Source organism: Vibrio chagasii (assembly GCA_041879415.1).
Classification (GTDB): domain Bacteria; phylum Pseudomonadota; class Gammaproteobacteria; order Enterobacterales; family Vibrionaceae; genus Vibrio.
On record CP090852.1, the window covers coordinates 1,430,712 to 1,453,657 of the forward strand.

Consider the following 22,946-nt stretch of genomic DNA (forward strand, 5'->3'; position numbering starts at 1 on the left):
TATACAATCTGAACTGGAGGTTCGAATGGCAATTATGAAAGCGATTGAAGCAGCGGTTGAAGTGCTTAAACGTGAAGGAGTAGACATCGCATTTGGTGTTCCCGGCGCAGCAATAAACCCAATGTACGCAGCAATGAAAAAACTCGGAGGGATCGATCACGTCTTAGCTCGACATGTAGAGGGTGCCTCACACATGGCAGAAGGCTACACACGTACTAACCAAGATAATATTGGTGTGTGTATTGGTACTTCAGGTCCAGCAGGGACGGATATGATCACTGGTCTTTATTCGGCATCGGCTGACTCGATCCCTATCCTATGTATTACTGGTCAGGCTCCACGTGCTCGCCTTCATAAAGAAGACTTTCAAGCGGTCGACATCGAATCCATTGCCAAGCCTGTTACTAAGTGGGCAACCACGGTACTGGAGCCAGCTCAAGTGCCACGCGCTTTTCAAAAAGCCTTTCATTTGATGCGCTCAGGACGTCCTGGCCCTGTACTGATTGACCTTCCTCTAGATGTACAGTTAGCCGAAATTGAGTTCGATATTGATACCTACGAGCCGCTTGAACCATACAAACCAAAAGCGACTCGCGAACAGGTTGAGAAAGCACTCACCATGATGGCACAAGCTGAAAAACCTCTGATTGTCTCAGGTGGTGGTGTTATCAACGCAGGCGCATCTGAGCTGCTGCAGCAGTTTGCTGAGATCACAGGTGTACCAGTAATTCCAACCTTGATGGGGTGGGGCTCTATCCCAGATGACCATGAGTTAATGGCGGGTATGGTGGGTCTACAAACCTCTCACCGTTACGGTAATGAAACCATGTTGAACTCGGACTTCGTATTTGGCGTGGGTAACCGTTGGGCTAACCGTCACACCGGCTCTGTCGATGTTTACACTGAAGGTCGTAAGTTTGTTCATGTCGATATTGAACCTACCCAAATTGGTCGCGTGTTCTGCCCTGATTTAGGCATTGTTTCAGACGCAAAATCGGCACTTGAGCTCATGGTTGAAGTCGCTAAAGAGTGGCGCGATGCAGGTAAATTACCAAATCGAAGTGGCTGGGTAGGTGAGTGTCAGGAGCGCAAGTCGACCATGCTACGTAAAACTAATTTCGATGAAGCACCGATGAAACCGATGCGCGTTTATGAAGAGATGAACAAAGCATTTGGTCGTGATACTTGCTACGTCAGCACCATTGGTCTATCTCAGATTGCCGCGGCGCAGTTCCTTCATGTGTACAAGCCTCGACATTGGATCAACTGTGGTCAGGCTGGTCCGCTTGGTTGGACAACACCTGCTGCATTGGGTGTTCGAGCTGCGGATCCGGATCGCGATATCGTCGCTATCTCCGGTGACTACGACTTCCAATTCATGATTGAAGAGCTGGCGGTAGGTGCTCAATTCAATCTGCCATATATCCATGTACTGGTGAACAACTCCTACCTAGGTTTGATTCGCCAAGCGCAGCGTCAGTTTGATATCGATTACTGTGTGCAACTGGCATTTGATAATCAGAATGCACCAGAGCTTGAAGGCTACGGTGTTGACCATGTTGCTGTTGTTGAAGGCCTTGGTTGTAAGGCGATTCGAGTTCGCGAACCAGACCAAATTGCAGCAGCGTTTGAGCAAGCTAAAGAGCTAATGAACAAGCACAAAGTGCCTGTGGTTGTTGAGCTGATTTTGGAGCGCGTGACCAATATTTCTATGGGCGTAGAGATCAACGCCATCAACGAATTTGAACCGCTTGCGGAAAGCAGCAGCGATGCACCAACCGCGCTAGCGTACAAGTAATCACGAAGTAATGTGTATCCGTAGAGCGAGATTGAGCTCTACGGAAAGCCTCCAATAAAGCGAGGCTTCACCAAACCACATTAGCTTCACCAAACAAAGAGTAAGGACAGAATCATGGCAAAATTTGCAGCAAACTTGTCAATGTTATTCACGGAAGTTGATTTTATGGACCGTTTTGAAGCCGCCGCAGAGGCCGGTTTTCAAGGCGTCGAATACCTTTTCCCATATGCCTTTGATGCGGATGAGATTAAACAAAAGCTTGAGGCTAATAATCTAGAGCAAGTGCTATTTAACTTGCCTGCTGGGGATTGGGATGCAGGCGATCGTGGTATTGCGGTTGACCCAGCACGCGTTGAAGAGTTTCAAGCGGGCGTGCCTAAAGCGATAGCTTATGCCAAGAAACTGGGCTGTAAACAGGTGAACTGTTTGGCGGGCATTGTCCCACAGGGAGTGACTCCGCAAGACGCTCAGGCAACCTTTGTGATTAACCTTCACTATGCCGCAAATGCTCTGGCTGCCGAAGGCATTAGCCTAGTGATTGAAGCGATTAACACGCGCGATATTCCGGGCTTTTTCCTAAACACCACAGAGCAAGCGAAAGCCATCATTAAAGAGGTGGCGAGCGATAATCTTTCTATTCAATACGATATCTATCACATGCAGATAATGGAAGGCGATCTTACACCGACCATGCAGCAGAACATCGGTCAAATCGCTCATGTGCAGCTGGCCGATAACCCTGGTCGACACGAGCCGGGTACCGGAGAAATCAATTATCCATTCGTACTTAACTACCTTGATGAGCTTGGCTATCAAGGCTGGGTTGGCTGCGAATACAAACCTAAAACGACAACGACAGAAGGCCTTGGTTGGCTGAACCAGTACCGTTAATTGCGCCTGGTAACCCTCAAACGTTAAGGAGAACAACATGTCTAAAATTGCATTTATCGGAACTGGCATCATGGGTAAACCTATGGCGAGTAATCTTCAAAAAGCGGGTCATGACTTGATTCTGTCGGATCATTTCAACGCTGCTCCTGCCGAGTTGGTTGCAGCAGGCGCAACGGTTTGTCATTCCCCAGCCGAAGCCGCGGAACAGGCGGATGTCATTATTCTTATGGTGCCGAACACCCCTCAAGTAGAAGAGGTGCTGTTTGGTGATAACGGTGTCGAGCAAGGTCTTACCGCTGGTGGTGCGACGGGCAAGCTGGTTATCGATATGAGTTCTATCTCACCTATCGCAACGAAAGCTATTGCAGCACGCATCAACGAAGGTGGTGCATCATATCTTGATGCTCCGGTTTCAGGTGGCGAAGTAGGCGCGATCAATGCCGCACTGACAATTATGGTGGGTGGTGAGCAAGACGCTTTTGATAAAGCTCGACCTCTATTTGAAGTGATGGGCAAAAACATCACGCTGGTGGGTGATAACGGTGCTGGCCAAACGTGTAAGGTTGCCAACCAGATCATCGTCGCACTGAACATTGAAGCGGTCTCTGAAGCGCTAGTATTCGCATCAAAAGCCGGCGCTGATCCAGCACGAGTTCGCCAGGCGCTACTGGGCGGCTTTGCTAATTCTAAGATCCTTGAGGTACATGGTGAACGAATGGTGGAAGGCACATTTGACCCTGGCTTTAGAATCTCGCTTCACCAGAAAGATCTAAATCTTGCGCTAACGGGGGCACAAGAGCTAGGCGTTGCGCTGCCAAATACAGCTATCGCGCAAGAGCTATTTGGCGAATGTGCTGAAATGGGCGGTGAAGGTTGGGACCATTCTGCGCTGATTCAAGCGATAGAGAAACGTTCTGATCACTCAATTCGCTGATCCCTAACGAGTAATCCGTCTCAATAATTGGTTTGTCGTTTCTGCTGAAACCAAAACCAATGAATCCGGGCTAGCTTCGATAAGTTAGCCCCCAGTTTCAAACAGTTTGTTTATAAATCGCGTAGTTTCGTCTCCTTTTATACGCGTTCCCGATACGAGGCAAAGGTTGAAGTTGTTCCTTTCCAACTTAATCTTAGCAGGCACCCTTTCGCCTTGTATTGGGGTTCTTTTTTCCTCCGTCAACTAAGGAGTGGCTGATGGACATTGATGCTAAGCAGTTTCTGCAAACCCTTTTCTCAAGTGCTGTAAATCAGGCACTACCCAAAAATCACATCGAACCTTTTCTTCCTCAAGACATATTCTATCGCTCGGCAAATCAAGCTGGGCGAACTGTCGTTATCGGGGCAGGGAAAGCGGCAGCATCGATGGCCGCAGAATTGGAAGCCGTATGGCAAGCCAAGAAACAGCAAGACCTTGCGCTACGTGATTTAGAAGGCTTGGTTGTGACTCGTTATGAACACCTCGCGCCTTGTGAGTACATCGAGGTGCTCGAAGCAGCGCACCCAGTTCCGGATGCGATGGGGCTTGAAGTTAGTCACCGAATGTTGGAGTTGGTGAGTAACCTCAGTGAAGACGACACCGTGATATGTCTTTTGTCAGGAGGTGGCTCCGCATTACTGAGTCTGCCTGGTGGCGATATTAGCTTGGCAGAGAAGCAACAAATCAACAAAGCGCTGCTTAAATCTGGTGCAGCCATTGATGAGATGAACTGTGTTCGTAAGCACCTATCTTCGATAAAGGGCGGCCGACTTGCCAAAGCAGCGTATCCAGCAAGAGTGGTGTCATTGGCGATTTCAGATGTACCGGGTGATGACATCAGTGTGATTGCCTCTGGACCAACCGTACCAGACAACACCACGCGTTTTGATGCACTCGCCATATTGGAACGCTACCAAATAGAAATACCAGGCTCGGCATTTGAATGGCTGAATAACCCAGAGTCTGAAACCGTAAAGCCTGATGACATTTGTTGGAACAACGCCGAGCACCATATTATTGCGACTCCAATGTCTGCCCTTGAGTCAGCGGCGGCAGAGGCTGAAGGTTTAGGTATCCCTGCGTATGTGTTGAGTGATTGTATCGAGGGTGAGGCGAGAGAAGTGGCGAAGGTGCACGCAGCATTAGCGAAGCAAGTCGCTAATAATAAGCATCCATTCGAGACTCCTTGTGTATTGCTTTCAGGCGGTGAAACAACAGTAACGGTTAAAGGAAATGGTCGTGGTGGGCGCAATTGTGAGTTCCTTTTAAGCTTGTACAACGAACTGAAAGGGCAGGACAACATATTCGCGCTGGCCGCTGATACGGATGGTATTGACGGCGTGGAAGACAATGCCGGAGCATGGATAACACCACAGACTTGGCAAGAAGGTGCTCGCTTATCACTCAAAGCCGATGATTATCTAGAGGCAAATAATAGTTATGACTTTTTCAAGCAAACAGGCGTTCTGCTGACGACAGGGCCTACGCTGACTAACGTCAATGACTTCCGTGCAATATTGATTCTTTAGTAACCGGATGAAAGGGTCGCTCTTCTGTGCATATGGGCGGCCATTTTTTGTTATCAATGCGGTGACCTTGAGTTCTTGAATTATCTTCTGGACTAATGAAGCACGTTGATTACTATGGTTTAAGTAATGAGCTGTAAAGGAAGTCATATGTCTAGGATCAGACAAAAGAATCAAGATTTAATCATCGAGGTGGCGTGTGAACAATTCGCTACTCATGGTTATGCCGCAACCAAAATGGCGGATATCGCGAAGGCGGCCGACATCCCCAAACCCAATGTATTCTATTACTTCAGCTCGAAAGACAAGCTCTACAATGCCGTTCTAGAAACCGTCACGCAGCCATTACTTGAAGCCTCTCGTCCTATTGAAGAGCTGAGTGATCCCGTAGAAGCCCTATCTCAATACATTCAAACTAAGTTAACCATCTCACGCGACCACCCACACGCTTCTAAAGTGTTTGCTAATGAAGTGATGTCAGGTGCTAAAGTGCTTCCGAAAGAGATCGGTGATGAGTTGTATAAGCAGTCACAGATGATCCTTGATAAGTTCTCGACTTGGTCGGCAAAAGGGCTGATGGACGACGTACCTGCGCATCACCTGATGTTTACCATTTGGGCGGCAACTCAAACCTATGCGGATTTTGGCTGGCAGATTTGCAGCGTGATGCAGAAAGATAAGCTCGATGACAAAGACTACGAAGAAGCCGCTGAGTTTATCACCCAGTTAGTGATTAAAGGTTGCGGTGTGAAAGGAAAGTCTTAGTACTTTGCTCCTAACTTATTGGAAAAGGACATCATTTGATGTCCTTTTTTGCATTTAGTGGCTATTAATGCGCTTTCTTTGTAAAGGTTGCCGTGCAGCCAGTAGTAGCTAGGGTTGAGTCTGAATGGGCGTTATCTACCAATGTGGATGTCCAACCGTAACTGTCTCCGATGCGTTTTACGATGATGAGGCCAAGGCCGTGTTCCGTTTTAGTATTGTCATTCAGCCCTGAGCCCGTATCTGAAACCGAAATCGTGTTGGAGTTGATGGTCACGTCAATCTTGCCGTGCATGGTAAATCGAATCGCATTTTCGATGTAATTCTTTAATACCATGTTCACCAAAGGGAGCGGCATGTTGAGCGTGGTGTTTGGCTCAATATTTAGAACTAACTCAACGCCAGTAGCTAGCATGCCACGGTATTTCGATACATCGATAGATTCTTGGCTAATCGTTGTAAGAGTATTATCCGTTGAAGAGTTCTCTTGCTTAACGATGTTCAGCAGTACTTCAACCGTAGAACTCATGCCGTTGGCGGCTCCAAGAATACGTTCTCGTTGTTTAGCTTGAAATACAGGATCATCGGGCTTCATAGCTTGTAATTCTGCTGCGCCAATCACGATTGAGATCGGTGTTTTCAATTCGTGGCTAGCGTATTTCGCAAACATCATCTCTTGTTTGGCAAGCCTGTCTTTCATTGTCGAGTAACTGTTGAGGTGAGAGGTGAGCATCTGTAGCTCATCAACCGTGTGGTCAGGTACTTTGAAGTTGTCAGATTCATGTTTAGTGAGTTGAGAACTGAGGTCTGAAATGGGGGCCATTAGTTGGTCAAATACTCGTTTTAACGTAAAGCGTAAAACAATGATCAGCCCGAGCATTAGTAGCGTAGAGATTGCCATTAAAACGCCCCAACTGTCGTCCCACAGGTCCATGTCAAATGAGCTGATGGCGATATAAGTAGGAATGGTTTTTCCTTGGTCTTCAAAAGCAAAGTGGTAGACGATTACACCCGGTATCACGATGTTGTCTTCTGAAAGTCTGATTTCAAAGCGAAGCCTGTCTACGGTTTCCAATGCCATTGGTGGAAGCCTTTTTAATTGATCGGTAAAGTCGGTTTCACCATAGTAGGCGGTCACGTTTTCCGACAGCTTGAGGCTGCCTTCGGGAGAAAGAAGACGGTAAAACTGCTGTGCCACTCCTTTATATGATTTTAAATGATTTTCGATTTGCGCCTCTTCTTGCCACACCAAGCGTAGCGAGAAAACGAAAAAGACAATGCATGAAGAGACTAGTGCGATGACCGAAAAGGTTCGCATAGTGCGAATTCGGACATCTTCAATTGAGTTGCCTAACTTTGTGCGAATTTTCATGCGGATTTAGGCTCATTGTTAGATGCGAGTAATTGAAAACCGTGTTTAGGAATGGTCTTGAGCATCGGGAAATCGAAAGGTTTATCGAGCACATTTCGTAGTAGGTAGATATGACTGCGGAGCACATCTTTGTCTGGAATATCATCTCCCCACAGCATGTAGATTAAACTATCGCGAGTGACGACCCCACCTTGAGCTTTGACTAGTTCCCTCAGAATATGAAACATGATTGGAGTAAGGTTGAGTGATTGACCGCTTCTTGAGGCGGTATGTGTTTTTTCATCGATGATCACTTCACCAAAGCTCAACGACTTTTTGGCGACCAAGCCTTTATTGCGTTTGATTAGTGCACAAAGGCGAGCTTCTAATTCAGGAAACTGAAAAGGTTTGGTGACAAAATCGTCGGCACCTGAATCAAAGCTACTTAGTAGGTCTTCTTGGCCATTCAATGCTGTTAGCATCAATATTGGAGTGGTTACGCCATTTTGACGTAACTTAGACGCCACTTGCATCCCGTCCAGTTTGGGCAGCATGACATCGAGAACGATAGCGTCGAAGTCGTTTTTCATCGCAAGTTTGAAGCCTTGCTCACCATCAGAAGCGAAGTCTGCAATCGCTTCTTTTACTTCTAAGAAGTCGGCAATAATGCCTTGTAGTTCGATATTGTCTTCAATAACCAAAATACGACTGCGTTCAAGCATCACTCTGCTCCCACCCAAAATATACGGCCAGTAAAAATTGTAGCCTATCCAAAATTATGTCGAATTTATGTCTAATTGATACTGCTGCGCACAGAAATACAACGCCATCAGATTATTTATCATTGTCGAACCGACTTCGACTTTAATTCGACAAAGCGAATTCAACAATGGTCCGCATCAATAGGTGAGGGTTGAATTATGAACACTAAAATTATCGCGCTTGCAGCTCTTCTGGGAGTATCCATAACTCAAATATCAATAACTCAAGCGACGGAGTTAATTGGTCATGTTCAGGGTTTAAATAAACACAGTGTCGTGGCCGAGGTGCCTGGCGTGGTGGAGATGAATAACCTTGAGGTGGGTGATGCGGTAAACCAGCAGCAGGTACTGGCTCAGATAAAAGCCGATGATTTTAAGTTTAGCGTGAACAAGGCGAAAGCGAATCTTGCTTTGGCAGAGGCGGACCTTGCATTGCGTAAAGCAACCTACAACCGCTATCAAGCGCTCATCAAAAAGAACAGCCTTTCATTGGGAGAGTTAGACACCGCGCGTGCAGAATTTCTTAGCGCCAAAGCCGCCGTTTCCGTCGCGAAAATTGAATATCAACAATCGCAAGTGGATCTCGAAAACACTCAGATTGAATCCCTAATCTCGGGTTACATCTCCAATAAACCCGCGCAATCAGGCGCTTGGGTGAGCGAGGGAGATTTGCTTTATGAAGTGGTTAATATCGACAAGGTGACGCTATCGTTCATGGCAAGTGAATATGACTTAAAACATTTCACCGTCGGTCAGGAAGTGGTGGTGTGGTCTGAGACTAATCCAGAATTCAAGATGGAAGCCAAGGTGCAGCGCATTGGTGTTGAGATGCAAAACTCAACCTATCCGGTGCTCGTCGAAATCACCAACCAAGGCCATCAGTTTAAGCCGGGGATGTCGGTTTATGCCTCGACGGATCTTTCTCTGCAAAGCATGACAACCGCTCAAATAAAATCGAATCAAACTGCATCCAATGAAGGTAAAGGGCTGTAACAATGAACTTTCTAGCATACTTCGCCAATCGTCAGTTCTTGGCTCGTATTATCACGGTAATGGTGCTGTTAACCGGTGCTATGTCGTTAATGCAGCTCAATTTGCAAGAGTACCCAGATGTTGCGATGGACACCGCGGAAATCGAAACCATCTATCCAGGTGCAACGGCTCAAGACATTGAGTTGAACATTACTAATCCAATCGAAAAAGAGCTTCGTTCAGTGGATGGTATTGCGTACTTTTCGTCTGAATCTTCGGAGGGACGTTCTTTCATCGAGGTTGAGTACCTACCCGGTGAAGATGCCGCCGTGATCTTGCGAGACATCCAACAAGCCGTCGATCGAGTCGGTAATCTGCCGAAAGATATTGATTCGCCACCGATGGTGACTCAGCCAAAAACCTCTTCGTTGGATGTGTACCATTTTGGCGTCAGCCTAGCGGGTAACAATACAGATTCGGCGTCTTTGCAGCACTATGCTTATCAATTAGAAAAGAAAATCAACAACCTTGGCGGTGTTGGTTCTATCACTATGTCTGGCTTTAATGAGCGAGAGTTTTGGGTTGAGGTTGATCCTGAAAAAGCGCGTCGCTACCAAGTGGCTTTCAACGATATCAGCACCGCGATAGAGCAGCACAATTTGTCGCAATCAGGCGGCTTTGTTGAGTCGTGGAGTCAAGAGCAGAAGATCGTCACCATGACCAAAGTAGAGTCGACGGATGATGTGTCTAACATCGTGATTAAGGCGTTGGATTCTGGTCAAGTTGTGCGAGTTTCTGATGTGGCGACAGTTATCGATACCTTTGCTCGGGCGACGCAAGATCCAGTCATGAGCGGTAAGCCTGCAGTTATCTTCTCAATCACCAATAGCGGTAGTGCCGATGTGATCGCCACCATCGATAGCATCAAGGCATTGTTGGACAAAGAGAGCGAACGCATTGGCGACCAATTCATTTTCCAGACAAGCCTAGATCTTGGTAAAGACATGGGCGAGAAGTTCTCTATCGTGGCAACCAACGGTGCAATAGGTTTAGTGCTGGTTCTACTGATCTTGAGCATGATCTTACAGCGTCGCGTGGCTTTCTGGGTATCGCTCTCTATTCCATTTTGTGTATTTGGCGTGATGATGGTTCTGCCAATCATGGGGCTGAATTTAGACAGCATTACATTGGCTGCGTTGCTGTTGGTGATTGGTATTATCGTCGACGACTCAGTGATCATTGCCGAGAGTATTTTCCAAGAGAAAGAAGCGGGTAAAAAAGGCGTCGATGCTGCGGTGTCGGGGACTTTAAAAGTGATTAAGCCATTGATGGCAAGCCTAGTGACAACGGCATTGGTGTTTATTCCAATGATGTTCATTCCGGGCACCATGGGCAAAGCCGTCGCAGTGATTCCAATTACAGTTATTGCGGCATTAGTGTTCTCCTTTATCGAGTGTACGTTAACACTACCCGCTCACTTATCTTCTGCGAAAGAGAACAGCAAAAAAGTCGAAGAAAAAGACCGTTTTGAATGGGTTTCTAACCAATATCGTTCATTGCTCAATGTGGCATTGAATTACAAAAAATCGGTTATCGCATTGGCCGTTGTTGGTTTCGTCGCTTCAGGTTATTTAGTGTCTTCGTTGAAAGTGGATATCTTCCCGACTGAAGCGGGTAAATACATTGATGTGTATACCGAGGTAAAGGCTGGAACTCCGTTATCTCAAGTGCGAGAGGCTCATCAAGCTATTGAACATGCGATTGAATCTCTGCCTGAAACCGAGCTAGTCAGCTATGAACTGATTTACTCGTCACCAGTCTCACAAGGCATCATCAACCTAACGAACTTTGATCAGCGTAGCCGTTCTGCTGAGCAGATCATTACTGCACTGAATGAAGAGTTGGCGTCGTTGTCTGATGAGATGTTTATTAAGTTCTCGATTGATGCTGGTGGCCCGCCTCCGGGGGACCCGGTTGAAGTCCGCGTGCTTGGCGGAACGGAGAGCGAGCGTAACCAAACGGTTGATCTAGTGATGGCTTGGTTAGAAGACTACCAAGGGGTAACCAGCATTAATCACAGTGAAGCTCTGAAAGATCCCCAGCTTAATATTGTTCCTCAGTATCACTGGTTGGCGAAATACAACCTAACGGTGACTGATCTATCGAATGCGCTGCGTGTCGGGTTTGATGGTAACAGCGTGACATCCACCTGGCTTGGTGACCAAGAAGTCGATATTCGAGTGGTATTGGACGAGCAGTTCCGCGATATAGAGAAACTGAAAACCACCAAAATTTACACGGCAGACGGACAACAAGTGCCACTGAGCCGCTTAGCAACGGTTGAGCAGATAGAAATCCCACGTCTTATCAAACACTACAATGGTGAGCGCGAGGTGACAGTTTCTGCGGGGTTGTCTGACGAGAGTATTAGCTCTGTCGCGTTAGCTGATGAGTTAGTGGCTGAGTTGGAAGGTCAATACCCGACAAGCGTGACCATTGACGTCGGCGGCGAAGCGGAAAGCACTAATGAAACCATGAGCGGTTTTATGGTGGTGTTCCCTGCAGCGATGGTGGCGATCTACTTCGTATTAGCGGTGATGTTCAACTCACTACTGCAACCACTGCTTATTATGGCGGTTATCCCGTTTGCGATCATGGCTTCACTGATGGCGTTGGTCGTACACATGCAGCCGATGTCTCTGTTTGGACTGATTGGCGTACTTGGAATGACTGGAGTTGTGGTCAATAACTCATTGGTTCTGATCAACCGGATCAACGAGCTAAGAGTCGAAGGATTGAACGCGATAGACGCCGTGACGCAAGCTGCAGTCAGCCGTTTACGTCCAATTGTGATGACCTCTCTGACCACGGTTGCTGGTTTGCTACCGCTCGCCTATGGGCTAGGTGGAACGGATGTGTTTATGGGGCCAATGTCGCTCACATTAGGCTATGGTTTGTTGTTCTCGTTGCCTGTCGTACTCTTAGTGATTCCTGCGATGTATGCGCTATTCTTTGCAAAAGGAACACCTTCGCCGGTTAAGGAGAATGTGCACGCAGAAACCACGTAGTACGCCAACATCAACGCTTCTTGAAGCTTGGTTTTGTGACCTGTTGTGCAATTACTTATTTATCTCGAATTTGGCTCGATTTGGTATGCCATTTTATTTAAGGATAAGGGTATAGTGTCGCGAAAATTGGCGGCACTGTTGTTCTAAAGCACGAATAGCCAAGAACAACAAAGTGAAGCTCCTAACAATATTACACGCACAACATATAGGTTTAGCAATGACGCTCAAAAGCTTGGCATGCACCATCAGCGCGGTTTTACTGGCTGGCTGTGGTTCGATAGTGGCAACTCAAACATACAACGCCGATCTGATTATCACTAATGGACAAGTCCTGACGATCAACTCTGAAATGGATGTGATTGAAGATGGTGTTGTTGTCGTGAAAAACGACCAGATCATCGCGGTGGGTAATGAGGACTTGATTACTCAATACCGAGCTGAAAAGGTGATCGATGCTCAAGATGGTATTGTTATACCAGGCATGGTTAATGCTCACAACCACCTTCCCATGATTGCGTTTCGCGGTCTGGGAGAAGAGGGTATTTCCAACCGATTATTCGCTTACTTCTTCCCGCTTGAAGCTGAAAAGCTTAGCCGTGAACTGATTTATAACGCGACCAAGCTGGGCAGTATTGAGCTCGCACAGAGTGGTGTCACGACTTACGCCGACATGTATTACCACATGGATGAAATGGCTAAGGCGACCAAAGAAGTTGGCCTGCGTGCGGTGCTTGGCGAGACCGTGATTAAGTTCCCAGTGGTAGACGCTAAAGAACCTTATGGCGGTATCGATTATGCCAAAGGCTTCATTGAGCAGTACCAAAACGACGAGCTGATTACCCCTGCTTATGCACCACATGCGGTGTACACAGTGAGCAAAGACAAGCTTCAAGAAATCAACAAGCTGTCTGCTCAATACGATGTGCCGGTGTTAATTCACGTTGCTGAATTCCCGAATGAAGAGAAGCGTATCAAAGATGAAACGAAGGCAACGTCGCCAGTCGAATACATGGATGAAATTGGTGTACTGGATGAGCGTGTAGTCATTGCTCACGGTATCCACCTTTCAGAGAACGATCAAAAGCTTCTAAAGCATGCTGATGCAGGGATCTCATACAACCCTATGGCGAATGCTAAAGGCGCAACCGGCATCGCACCAGCATGGGATATGTACCGTGCTGACATGCGAGTAGGTTTGGGAACCGACGGCCCAATGAGCTCAAACCAAGTCGATATCATGCGTACCTTAAGCTATGCAGCGAACATGCAACGTTTGAAGCACTCAGATCGCACCATCATGATTCCTGAGCAAGTGATCGAAATGGCAACCTTAGGTGGCGCAAAAGCTCTACATATGGAAGACCAAATTGGTTCTCTTGAAGTCGGTAAAAAAGCGGATATCGTGATTGTCGAAACACAATCAGCGAACATGATGCCAAGCTACGATCCATACGCAACCTTGGTTTATCAAGCGAACCCGAGCAACATCGACACGACGATTGTGAACGGCCAAATCGTAATGGAAAACCGCGTGATGCAAACTGTTCAATTGGATGAGATTCGTCAAAGCGTCGATGAGTTTGAAGCTGACATTACCGAGTTTGCCAAAGAACTGTCTAAGAAGGCGATTAAGTCTAAGAGTTTGATGGACTAGTCTCTAAACGCTAAGTCGTTAATCTAATGAAACGAAAAAGGCCGACATCTTGTCGGCCTTTTTATGGTTATGAGATAGCTTTGCTATTCCTCACATCAGTTAGAACAACTGTTGCCATTCGGGATACCACTGCCTAAGAACTCAACCCTAATTTGTTCGACATCTTTTAGGTATTGGTTGTTGGCTTGGTCTGCCTCATCGAAGTTGTTGAGGGTGACATTCCATGTCGAGAATGGAGTTGGTTGGAAGTACGCATACTCGAACTTATTCGCCACTGCGCCATCGGTGATGATGCTAACGTCATTGGTGGTTGGATCATCCAAGCGGTAGTAAAACGCTCGCGAGACCGGGTTAGAACTGAATTGGTAATCTTGATCCTGATAGCGGTCGGCATAGTTACCTGAACTCGATATTCCAAGGTTGAGCTGCTTGCCATAAGGTAAGTTTTCCCCTTCTAAGAACACTCGTACTGTAGAGAGTCTGACTCGGTCGAATGAACATAGTTGTGCCTGCCCTAATGGAATAGTGAAGTTCAACTCGCCAGTGGTTGCGAAGCTATCGAGTTGCTCGTGGCTAGAGATGGTGTAGTTGTCGATAGTGAAGTCTTGCGGTGCTGGCTGGAATGAAGAGAGTGCATTCACATACTCACTTTCTATGGACGCGAGGTCAAACTGGTAGTCCAAGTAACTTTTATTCAGCGAAGGTGTTATCTCACTTGGTTTCAACGCCCAGTATTCGTATGCCTGAACATAGTTAGACAAAGCCACATACATTGGTCGTTTGAAGTGCATTAGTACTCGCGAAAGCTCACGCTCGATGGAGTCGAAACTTTCGCTGTCTTCCTGATAACCCTCAATGGCGTCACTCAATCTTTGCTGTTGATTAGCGGTGACGTTCTTGGTCAATAATAGATCGACGAGTTTGGCTTGCTCTTGTGCAAAATTAAGCTGAGTGGTGTTAATTGCTTTGCCTAATAGCACCTGTTTTTCAAGTTCGACTAGGTATTGTCTCGCGCCTTTAATCCCTAAGGTATCAGCAAGTCTTAAGTTACTGCGGATCTCGGTGATCATCAGATCCCAAGCCAGATTACTCTCATTCAAAGTCGGAATATTAAAGTCAAAGCCATCCATCGCTTCGGAGATCTTATGAAGCTTGATGGTCGATTTCACATCGGCGGTGAGCTGTGCGATTCCCGAAATGGTCTTGGTAACGCTATCAATGATCCCCGTGACTGATTTGATATTGGTGACTAAGTTTTTCGCTTTATCTAACGCCTCCGGGGTTTTGGCTAATTGTTCGGTAAGGTCGTTCACACCAGATAGATTTCCTGTGAACACACCGCTGACGGCACTGCCAATCTCTGCGATCGCTTTGAAGATAGCCAACGCTGCATTGAGCTCTTGCTGAGTTTTCCAGTTTTCCACACCGACCAAGTAAGTGGTTCTTGCACTCAGTGTCACAAGCTCCTGAGCTTTGTATTGGCTGTCGATTTCGGTCAGGCTGTCGCCTATTTTGTCTATGTTAGATTGGGTTTGAGTGATGATAGAGTCTTGTGCTCTGAGAACGTCCTCAACGTTAGCGAGTGCTAACTTCGCAGCTTCAATCTTGTCTTCGACCACCGTATTTCTGTCTTGAATGATATCCCACTGCGCTTGATACGCGATCATTGCATTCAGGTACGCTTCGTATTTGCCTTGGTAGAGCACCTTATCGAGATAAGGCACATAGTTGCTCTCTTTAGTGCTGAAACTAATGAACTGTTTAAAGGCAACGGTTTGTAGGTACAGGTCTGAAAGGATAGGGTCATCTTCCACCACAGAGCCGGCGTGACGTAAACTCTGCTCAATCCAGTTAATCAGTTCGAGGCTAAGCTCTGGATTCGTGTCGAATAAACTGGCAGCCATATCAAAAGAGCGGTTAACAATGTCGGTAAAAGGTGTGGTCGCCAGTTTCATTTGCCCTGTAATGTTCGAGTCGATGGTGGTTCTTCGGTAGTGTTCTCCTGCTAGTACCACAGAGGTTCCATCACCGTCTTCTGCAGAAAGGGCATCTCGTGTAATGCTGCCATCGCTTTGGAAGGCAAGGACATTAATTGGAGTTTCGATCTCTCCTGCAATCACAGTCACTGATGCCGCCGCGCATTGTTGCCCGAGAACGAAAGTTGGGGCTCCTTGACCGACAATTTTACGGGCAAATATGAGAATGTTTTGGTTATTCACCACCAAGTTGAAGTTTTCTGGAACCTCAATGGTATCGGCAAAAACGACGATCTTTGAGGGTTTAGTCACGTAGAGGTTCTGTTCCGCAATCCAGTCACTGAGGTTGATGTGAAGATCAGATGTAGATCGAGAGAGAACATCGACATCGGAATAAGCAGATTGAGCCCAAGTTGGGTATTCGGTGGAATTAGGCAAGTTATTAAGCTCTAGCCAGTCACTAGCAAAAGCTTGTGGAGATAATGAAAGAGAAATAATAATCGGTAGAATTCTCATATTAATGTCCTGTCGAAATGAGTATTAGCCAAATTTTGGGTAGCAGAAACCAACACCTTATTTTTCATAAGGCGTGGTGTTCTGTTGTTATTTTGTTTTTATTGGTCTTGCTGGTTTAACTTATAGCGAGTCATCGCTTTGCCGAGCTATTTATCGATGGGTATGGACTACTCCATTTCTTGAATATAAGCATTATTTGCAAACGCCTTGGCTTTCTCGCTGATGTTATTCCAGTTCATTTCTGCAACCGATGTATTGGCTAATGCGCCGATAGCACCAAGCATTGCGTCGTCTTTCATGATATCGGCATTGTTTTGAGCTTCATCTAATGCAGCAAGCAGTGATGTGAAGTCGGTATTCATTTTCTGCCAATTTAACTTCAGCTTATTAATATGTGGGATAGCATCTTCAATTTGCTGAGATATAAGATCAATGCTTTCTGAAGAGCGATGGTAAGAGTTATATACCTTTTGTGTGTAAGACAATTGTTCTTCTAAATCTTTAACTTCATTTTGCAGTTCATTGCGCAGCTTACGTGCTTTCTCTGCTTTATCTCCGTAGACACCCATGATTGGCACGGCGACCAAAGGGAACCATGCGTAGGTGACGGCGGTAGAGGCAACCGTGACGTAGTGAGTGTAGTCTTTGTTGAGTTGCGCGATTCGGGCATTGATGTCGTTTACTTGCTGTTGAAGTGCACTGCCATCATCCGTTAGATAGCCGTTATGTGTGCCTTCTAACACTTCAAGTTGTAGCTTTTGCGTGTCTAGCTGCGCGGAAAAGTCCAACAAATTATCACCCACATCGGACACCTCTTGCTGGTACCTCAATGAAAAGTTTTGCAGGCTTTTCAGGTAAGCAATCGCCATTTTGCGGTTGCGTTCAACGGCTTCAATATCTTCTGGTAACGGTGAGAATGCCTTTGCCAACATCTCATTAAGGGCGTCGCTCAAAGGATTAAGCATGTAGTCTTTGATTTGCGCGTAGTTAGCCAGGCTTAGTGACAGGTTAACGATGCTTGGGTACAGGTCCTTTTTCCAGTAGAAAGCGGTGTCATGGATATTTGAGTATTGCTGAACCAAGGCTTGGAAGTTAGAGAAAGGAATGTCGTTAGGAATGCTAAAAGCCGACTTCATGCTAGTTTCTGTTACGGGCAGTGCCAGTGCTCCCTCTACATAAGCTTGGATTTGGTACCACTCTTGCTGTTTGAGGATGAAATTGTCGGTTTCTAGATCGATAAAGACGCCATTTTCACCGATGATCGTATCGTAGGTGATTTGAGGAATATTCTGTTCGGCTGACGCTTGATTAACTTGAATTGGCGCTGCTTGAGAAGTGAAAGCAAAAGAGGAAAGTAGCCCAATCGAGATGGAAGATAATACGAGTGTTCGCGTGATTTTTTTCATTTTTTATCCCTGTTAGATTTGTTATTAGCTTTTTTAGAGACAATAAATCCCCCTACCATGAAAATGGTATTTCTATATATTTATGCGGGTTTATTGAATTCTTTATATTGTTATTGTTGTAATTATGTTGTGGGTTTTAAATACACCATCCATTAATGTGTTTTTTGTTTTTATAAGATTTGGCCAATCTATAGTAAATTTATAATGAAAAGTTCTATTTAGATCACATATTCGGATCCATATTGTTTGATTGTTGATCTATTGAATTTAGTGATATTTAAATCATTAGTTTCTGTTCTTTCTTCAGGCTATATCTAGAAAGGCGTCGGAGATTTTTATTCTATTCACCAATGAGTTAAGTGATAAAAATGTAATTATCATAATTGTTGTGATTATTACTAAATCTGTTGATTGAATTGATGTTTATATAATTAGAACGAGCGTTTTAAATTTGACCTGTGCCAAATAAATAAGAGGTTTAATATTTAGCTTTAATTAAATTAGCTGAATTTAAATTAGTGATTATTAAATTAGCAATGTTAATTTTAGGGTGGAGGTTGGTTGGATATTTAGGGGAAGAACAATCAAGAGGATGGCGTATTTAATAGTCAGAAGTAAATTTGTATTAGCAGTATTAAGGAAGCTTGCCCATCATAGTGAGATATACACTGCTTGATGGACAAGCATTGGCGTTAGTTATTATTCATTGCCAGTTTCCCGAGTTTCATCGCAGCGGCGTGGTGACGGTGCATTAACTGCTCCATGTCTACGCCAATCACAGCACCATCGTTAACTCGCCACTTACCTGCAACCATCACCTTATCTGCTTGTTGAGCGCCGCAGAGCAATAGTGCTGCCAGTGGATCGTGGCTGCCAGAGAAGCGAATATCATCAAGTTTGAACATCGCGATGTCGGCTTGTTTACCGACCTCTAGCGTACCAATGTCGGTTCTGCCCATTGCAGCAGCAGAGCCGGATGTTGCCCAGCGCAACGCATCAAAGTGTGAAACATTAGCAGAACCGTATTGTAGGCGCTGTAGATACATCGCCATGCGAACTTCGGCAATCATATTGGAGCCGTCGTTTGAAGCTGAACCATCTACACCCAGTCCGACTTTTACGCCAGCCGCCTCAAGGTCGTTGTTCTTACAAATACCGGAAGCCAACATCATGTTGGAAGTTGGACAATGGCTGATACCAATGCCTGCTTTACCCAAGCGCTTGATCTCTTCTGGATTGAAGTGAATACCATGAGCAAGCCAAGTACGGTCGTTGAGCCAACCGACATCTTCTAGGTAATCGACAGGGCGTAGACCAAACTTCTCTATACAGAAGTCTTCTTCGTCTAAGGTTTCACACAGATGGGTGTGCATCATGACGTTTTCACGTTCACTGATCTTGGCGGTTTCCCTCATCAGGTCGGTAGTGACCGAGAATGGCGAGCAAGGCGCGAGTGCGATTTGAATCATCGCCCCTTCATCACGCTGGTGGTAGTCGCGAATCAAACGTTGGCTGTCATCGATGATGGCTTGTTCGGTTTGAATGGTGTGTCTTGGTGGTAATCCACCCTCATCTTCCCCTAGGCTCATGGAGCCACGAGTGAATATGGCTCTAACGCCAAGCTTTTGAGCTGCTTCAACTTGTAAATCAATAGCGTGCTCAAGTCCGTTCGGCAACAAGTAGTGGTGATCGGATGCCGTGGTACAGCCTGACATCATCAGCTCAACCAGAGCGAGCTCGGTTGCGAGGCTCATCATTTCAGAATCGAGATTTGCCCAAACCGGGTAAAGGCTTTGCAGCCAATGGAAAAGCTCTTTATTCAGTGCGCCGGGGTAAGCACGCGTTAGAGTTTGATAGAAGTGGTGGTGTGCATTGATAAGCCCAGGAGTCACAACATGACGAGAAGCGTCGACGCTGTAATCTACGGGTAAAGTTGGCTCTTTGTGTTTGCCAACCAGCTCAATGACTGTATTACCTTTAATGACGATACCGCCTTCTGCATCGGCGTGTGAGCCAGTGTAGATTGCGAGAGGATTCTTAATCCAGATGGTTTCCATTCATAGTAGTCCTTAGCCATCTCAGCCTTTTCAGGGAAGAGGGTCTTTATTTGGTATTTGTTGTTGAAAGATAAATTTGAATCAAGGGCGATGAAACATTCAGTGTTTATGCTGCGCCCGTGATTCTACGGAAATCGCTTTTACGTTCGTTAGTGATTCATCTAGTTCGTTTTTGGCTCTGGGTTTTCTGATGCTGCTTGAATCTCAGTAGCTGTTGTTGCTTGTTGAAGCTCTAGTTGTTCCTCTGATTGTAGTGCTTCTTCGGCAGCCTCTTTCATTTCTAGCTCAACTTGCGCTTGGCTTTCTGCTAACGCTTCTTGCTCTTCTGCACGTGAAGATTTCGGTAGCACAAGATTTAAAACAACCGTCATGATGGTGCCAGTCGTAATGCCAGAGTGAAGGAAGTTCGCCAAATCGTGTGGTAAATGTTGAAGTAATCTTGGCTCGAAGGTCACAGCCAAACCAGATGCCAAACCTACACAGATTACCAAGGCATTTCGTTTGGTGTCTGCGGCTTTGATCAACATGCGGATACCGGCGTAGGCAATCATTCCGAACATTACAAAACCCACACCGCCTAATACAGGCTTAGGAATCGTAACGGCTATTGCAGCTAATTTCGGGAACAGGCCGCCTAAAATCAATAAGCCACCCGTTGCGGCAACTACGTAGCGACTTGCTACCCCTGTGATACCAACAATACCAACGTTTTGGCTGAATGAAGCGAGTGGCATTGCAGTGAGAATCGACGATAAGGTACTGCCGATACCATCACCCAGTAGCCCACGTTTTAGGTCTTTACCGCTGACTTGTGTTTGACAGTTGTTGCCAAGCGCCATGAAGTCACCTGTTGCTTCAGCGATAACCACGATGTACACCAAACTCATACTGATGATGGCACTGATTGAAAAGGTAAAGCCATATTTAAAAGGTTCAGGACCACCAATCCAAGCCGCAGAGCCGATTTGCTCAAGGTCGACCATACCGAGTGATAAAGCCACAATGTAACCACCGGCTAAACCGATCACGATAGCGGAAGCCGCAACCGCACCTTTACAGTAAACCGACACGCCAACCACGATCCCCAAAGAGACCAGAGCTAGAAACAGTTTAGGTAGCGTAGCGAATTGTTCGCTGTTGGCGGGAGAGTCTCCGACCCAGTTCATGGCAACCGGTAAAATGGTTAAGCCAATGAGCGTAACCACTACACCACTTACCACGGTTGGGAACAGTTTACGGACCTTGTCCATATAAAAGCTGGCACCAATCACTACGAACGAGCCAATAAGCGCTGAGCCCATAATTGCAGCGACGCCACCTTCGTTACCTATGGAAATGGCCACACCTAAAAAGGCAAAGCTTGAGCCCATTACCACGGGCAGTCGAATACCCACTGGACCAAAACCAAGACACTGCGCGACGGTCACAATACCTGACGCCAAGAGCGCAGCATTGATCAGTGAGACGATCTCGGTGTTGGGTAGGCCGATGGAGGCGCCGACAATAAGGGGGACAGCAACAATGCCACCAATCGAGGCGAGCATGTGTTGTAGAGCAAGTAGGAGGGTTAGCCCATGGGGCGGTCTTTCATTAAGGGTGTACAGAAGTTTCATTTGATATTCCTCTGCCTGCGTTTCCGTTTACAGGCGGTTGGCGGTCAAATAATGACTTCTACAAACTGCGTAGGGTCATAAAAAAGGTGCACCGACTCATTGGGAGCTCTGCTCTCGAGTCATCAATGCAATTAGCTTTCTTAAAAATGTTGTCGTTGCTTGGCTAGCGAACGAGCCAAGCAACGTTTCTGAACGTTCAATGCCGAACTATTCAGGAGAGATAGGATTAACCGATGAACACTAGCTTGGCGATGAAGATAGCCGCTAGGAAGTACATCGAGATAGAGACATCTTTCGTCTTACCTGTCGCAAGCTTAAGTACGGTGTAGGTGATGAAACCCAGTGCGATACCATTAGCGATAGAAAAGGTTAGTGGCATCATCAGTGCGGTAATCGCAGCTGGAGCACCGTTGGTAAAGTCTTTCCAATCGACGTGTTGCATGCTGCTCATCATTACGAATGCTACGTAGATCAGAGCGCCAGACGTTGCGTAAGCGGGGATCATGCCTGCAAGCGGTGATAGGAAAATCGCCGCTAAGAACAAAGCGCCAACCACGATTGCTGAAAGACCTGTACGAGCACCTGCAGCAACACCAGCAGCACTTTCTACGTAACTGGTTACTGGCGGACAACCCACACACGCACCTGCAACGCTCGAGATACTATCGGCTTTGAGTGCTTTGCTCAGGCCTTCAATCTTGCCGGTTTCTGGGTTAGTGAGGTTTGCACGCTCAGCCACGCCCATAAGCGTACCGGCAGTATCGAACATGTTTACAAAAAGGAATGCCAAGATAACGCTGATCATGGATACGTTCAGAGCGCCTGCAATGTCCATTGCCATAAAGGTAGGTGCTAAGCTCGGCGGTGCAGCGAAGAAGCCATTGTATTGTACTAGGCCTAGCCCCATACCGATAAGCGTGACGCTTAAAATACCGATAAGTACCGCACCAAATACTTTACGCTCACTCAGAACCGCAATAATCAAGAATGCGATAGCTGCAAGTAGGGCTTCTGGCTTGGTGAAATCACCCAGTGAAACCAAAGTTGCAGGGTTTTCGACGACGATGCCCGCTGTTTTCAAACCAATTAGACCTAAGAAAAGACCCACACCGGCAGTCATCGAGTAGCGTAAACTTTCAGGAATACTCTCGATGATCCATTGACGGACCTTGTAGAAACTCATCCCGACAAACAAGATACCAGAGATAAACACCGCACCCAGTGCGACTTCCCAGCTATAGCCCATCTCACTCACAACCGTAAAGGAGAAGAACGCATTCAGACCCATGCCCGGTGCTAAGCCAACAGGCCAGTTCGCAAATAAGCCCATTAATAAACAACCGATAGCGGCACCGATACAGGTTGCAACGAATACTGCGCCAGCATCCATACCTGAAGCGGCCATGATTTGGGGGTTAACGAAGATAATGTAAGCCATCGTCGCGAAGGTAGTGACACCGCCGACTAACTCATTTTTCACACTGCTTCCGTGGGCCTTAATTTTAAAGAATTTCTCTAAAATTCCGTTATTCGCATCTTGGTTGAGTATTTCTGTTTTACTCTCACTCATGTCTGCAAGTCCTTTTATGTTGTGATCCATTTATTGAATACAGCGAAATTTC

15 protein-coding genes are annotated in these 22,946 nt (G+C 46.3%); 8 read left to right on the top strand and 7 right to left on the bottom strand.

Annotated elements, in window-relative coordinates; all coding sequences use genetic code 11:
- Positions 1 to 25: 25 nt before the first annotated feature.
- From gcl to L0991_20275, 5 genes are all read left to right on the top strand, one after another.
- Positions 26 to 1,798 carry a glyoxylate carboligase gene (gene gcl / locus L0991_20255; GenBank protein XGB64362.1) on the top strand — a complete coding sequence of 591 codons (1,773 nt, stop codon included), beginning with the start codon at positions 26 to 28 and terminating at the stop codon, positions 1,796 to 1,798.
- A gap of 114 nt (positions 1,799 to 1,912) precedes the next feature.
- A complete protein-coding gene (gene hyi / locus L0991_20260) occupies positions 1,913 to 2,689 on the top strand; it encodes a hydroxypyruvate isomerase (GenBank protein XGB64363.1) in 777 nt (258 codons plus the stop codon).
- A 37-nt stretch (positions 2,690 to 2,726) separates the two neighbouring features.
- A complete protein-coding gene (locus L0991_20265) occupies positions 2,727 to 3,623 on the top strand; it encodes a 2-hydroxy-3-oxopropionate reductase (GenBank protein ID XGB64364.1) in 897 nt (298 codons plus the stop codon).
- 257 nt (positions 3,624 to 3,880) lie between these two features.
- Complete coding sequence (locus L0991_20270; protein XGB64365.1) at positions 3,881 to 5,191, top strand: glycerate kinase; 1,311 nt, start codon at positions 3,881 to 3,883, stop codon at positions 5,189 to 5,191.
- A 147-nt stretch (positions 5,192 to 5,338) separates the two neighbouring features.
- Positions 5,339 to 5,953: a TetR/AcrR family transcriptional regulator gene (locus L0991_20275; GenBank protein XGB64366.1), complete on the top strand. Its 615-nt coding sequence runs from the start codon at positions 5,339 to 5,341 to the stop codon at positions 5,951 to 5,953.
- A 64-nt stretch (positions 5,954 to 6,017) separates the two neighbouring features.
- Here L0991_20275 and L0991_20280 read toward each other — a convergent pair whose 3' ends face one another.
- Together L0991_20280 and L0991_20285 are read right to left on the bottom strand one after the other, a co-directional pair.
- Positions 6,018 to 7,268, bottom strand: coding sequence for a HAMP domain-containing histidine kinase (locus tag L0991_20280; protein XGB65424.1), 1,251 nt, complete (start codon positions 7,266 to 7,268; stop codon positions 6,018 to 6,020).
- 50 nt (positions 7,269 to 7,318) lie between these two features.
- Complete coding sequence (locus L0991_20285) at positions 7,319 to 8,023, bottom strand: response regulator transcription factor (GenBank protein XGB64367.1); 705 nt, start codon at positions 8,021 to 8,023, stop codon at positions 7,319 to 7,321.
- A gap of 198 nt (positions 8,024 to 8,221) precedes the next feature.
- On the opposite strand from L0991_20285, the gene L0991_20290 reads away from it, so the two are divergent.
- From L0991_20290 to L0991_20300, 3 genes are all read left to right on the top strand, one after another.
- Positions 8,222 to 9,055 carry an efflux RND transporter periplasmic adaptor subunit gene (locus tag L0991_20290; protein XGB64368.1) on the top strand — a complete coding sequence of 278 codons (834 nt, stop codon included), beginning with the start codon at positions 8,222 to 8,224 and terminating at the stop codon, positions 9,053 to 9,055.
- 2 nt (positions 9,056 to 9,057) lie between these two features.
- The gene (locus L0991_20295) at positions 9,058 to 12,102 is read left to right on the top strand and encodes an efflux RND transporter permease subunit (GenBank protein ID XGB64369.1); all 3,045 of its coding nucleotides are present in this window, start codon (positions 9,058 to 9,060) and stop codon (positions 12,100 to 12,102) included.
- A gap of 217 nt (positions 12,103 to 12,319) precedes the next feature.
- Entirely contained in the window at positions 12,320 to 13,756 is a 1,437-nt protein-coding gene (locus L0991_20300) for an amidohydrolase (GenBank protein ID XGB64370.1), read from the top strand.
- A 95-nt stretch (positions 13,757 to 13,851) separates the two neighbouring features.
- On the opposite strand, the gene L0991_20305 is transcribed toward L0991_20300, so the two are convergent.
- From L0991_20305 to L0991_20325, 5 genes are all read right to left on the bottom strand, one after another.
- Positions 13,852 to 16,248, bottom strand: a complete 2,397-nt coding sequence (locus L0991_20305) for a hypothetical protein (GenBank protein XGB64371.1) — start codon at positions 16,246 to 16,248, stop codon at positions 13,852 to 13,854.
- 167 nt (positions 16,249 to 16,415) lie between these two features.
- On the bottom strand, positions 16,416 to 17,654 hold the full coding sequence (locus L0991_20310) for an alpha-xenorhabdolysin family binary toxin subunit A (protein XGB64372.1): 1,239 nt from the start codon (positions 17,652 to 17,654) through the stop codon (positions 16,416 to 16,418).
- 692 nt (positions 17,655 to 18,346) lie between these two features.
- Positions 18,347 to 19,711, bottom strand: a complete 1,365-nt coding sequence (locus L0991_20315; GenBank protein XGB64373.1) for an 8-oxoguanine deaminase — start codon at positions 19,709 to 19,711, stop codon at positions 18,347 to 18,349.
- 161 nt (positions 19,712 to 19,872) lie between these two features.
- Entirely contained in the window at positions 19,873 to 21,324 is a 1,452-nt protein-coding gene (locus tag L0991_20320; protein XGB64374.1) for a purine permease, read from the bottom strand.
- A gap of 226 nt (positions 21,325 to 21,550) precedes the next feature.
- Entirely contained in the window at positions 21,551 to 22,894 is a 1,344-nt protein-coding gene (locus tag L0991_20325) for an NCS2 family permease (GenBank protein ID XGB64375.1), read from the bottom strand.
- Between the last annotated feature and the right edge of the window lie 52 nt (positions 22,895 to 22,946).

Bases quoted from the DNA above. Each gene is read 5' to 3' on its own strand.
- gcl (XGB64362.1), top strand. From the start codon at position 26: ATGGCAATTATGAAAGCGATTGAAGCAGCGGTTGAAGTGCTTAAACGT.
- hyi (XGB64363.1), top strand. From the start codon at position 1,913: ATGGCAAAATTTGCAGCAAACTTGTCAATGTTATTCACGGAAGTTGAT.
- L0991_20265 (XGB64364.1), top strand. From the start codon at position 2,727: ATGTCTAAAATTGCATTTATCGGAACTGGCATCATGGGTAAACCTATG.
- L0991_20270 (XGB64365.1), top strand. From the start codon at position 3,881: ATGGACATTGATGCTAAGCAGTTTCTGCAAACCCTTTTCTCAAGTGCT.
- L0991_20275 (XGB64366.1), top strand. From the start codon at position 5,339: ATGTCTAGGATCAGACAAAAGAATCAAGATTTAATCATCGAGGTGGCG.
- L0991_20280 (XGB65424.1), bottom strand. From the start codon at position 7,268: ATGCGAACCTTTTCGGTCATCGCACTAGTCTCTTCATGCATTGTCTTT.
- L0991_20285 (XGB64367.1), bottom strand. From the start codon at position 8,023: ATGCTTGAACGCAGTCGTATTTTGGTTATTGAAGACAATATCGAACTA.
- L0991_20290 (XGB64368.1), top strand. From the start codon at position 8,222: ATGAACACTAAAATTATCGCGCTTGCAGCTCTTCTGGGAGTATCCATA.
- L0991_20295 (XGB64369.1), top strand. From the start codon at position 9,058: ATGAACTTTCTAGCATACTTCGCCAATCGTCAGTTCTTGGCTCGTATT.
- L0991_20300 (XGB64370.1), top strand. From the start codon at position 12,320: ATGACGCTCAAAAGCTTGGCATGCACCATCAGCGCGGTTTTACTGGCT.
- L0991_20305 (XGB64371.1), bottom strand. From the start codon at position 16,248: ATGAGAATTCTACCGATTATTATTTCTCTTTCATTATCTCCACAAGCT.
- L0991_20310 (XGB64372.1), bottom strand. From the start codon at position 17,654: ATGAAAAAAATCACGCGAACACTCGTATTATCTTCCATCTCGATTGGG.
- L0991_20315 (XGB64373.1), bottom strand. From the start codon at position 19,711: ATGGAAACCATCTGGATTAAGAATCCTCTCGCAATCTACACTGGCTCA.
- L0991_20320 (XGB64374.1), bottom strand. From the start codon at position 21,324: ATGAAACTTCTGTACACCCTTAATGAAAGACCGCCCCATGGGCTAACC.
- L0991_20325 (XGB64375.1), bottom strand. From the start codon at position 22,894: ATGAGTGAGAGTAAAACAGAAATACTCAACCAAGATGCGAATAACGGA.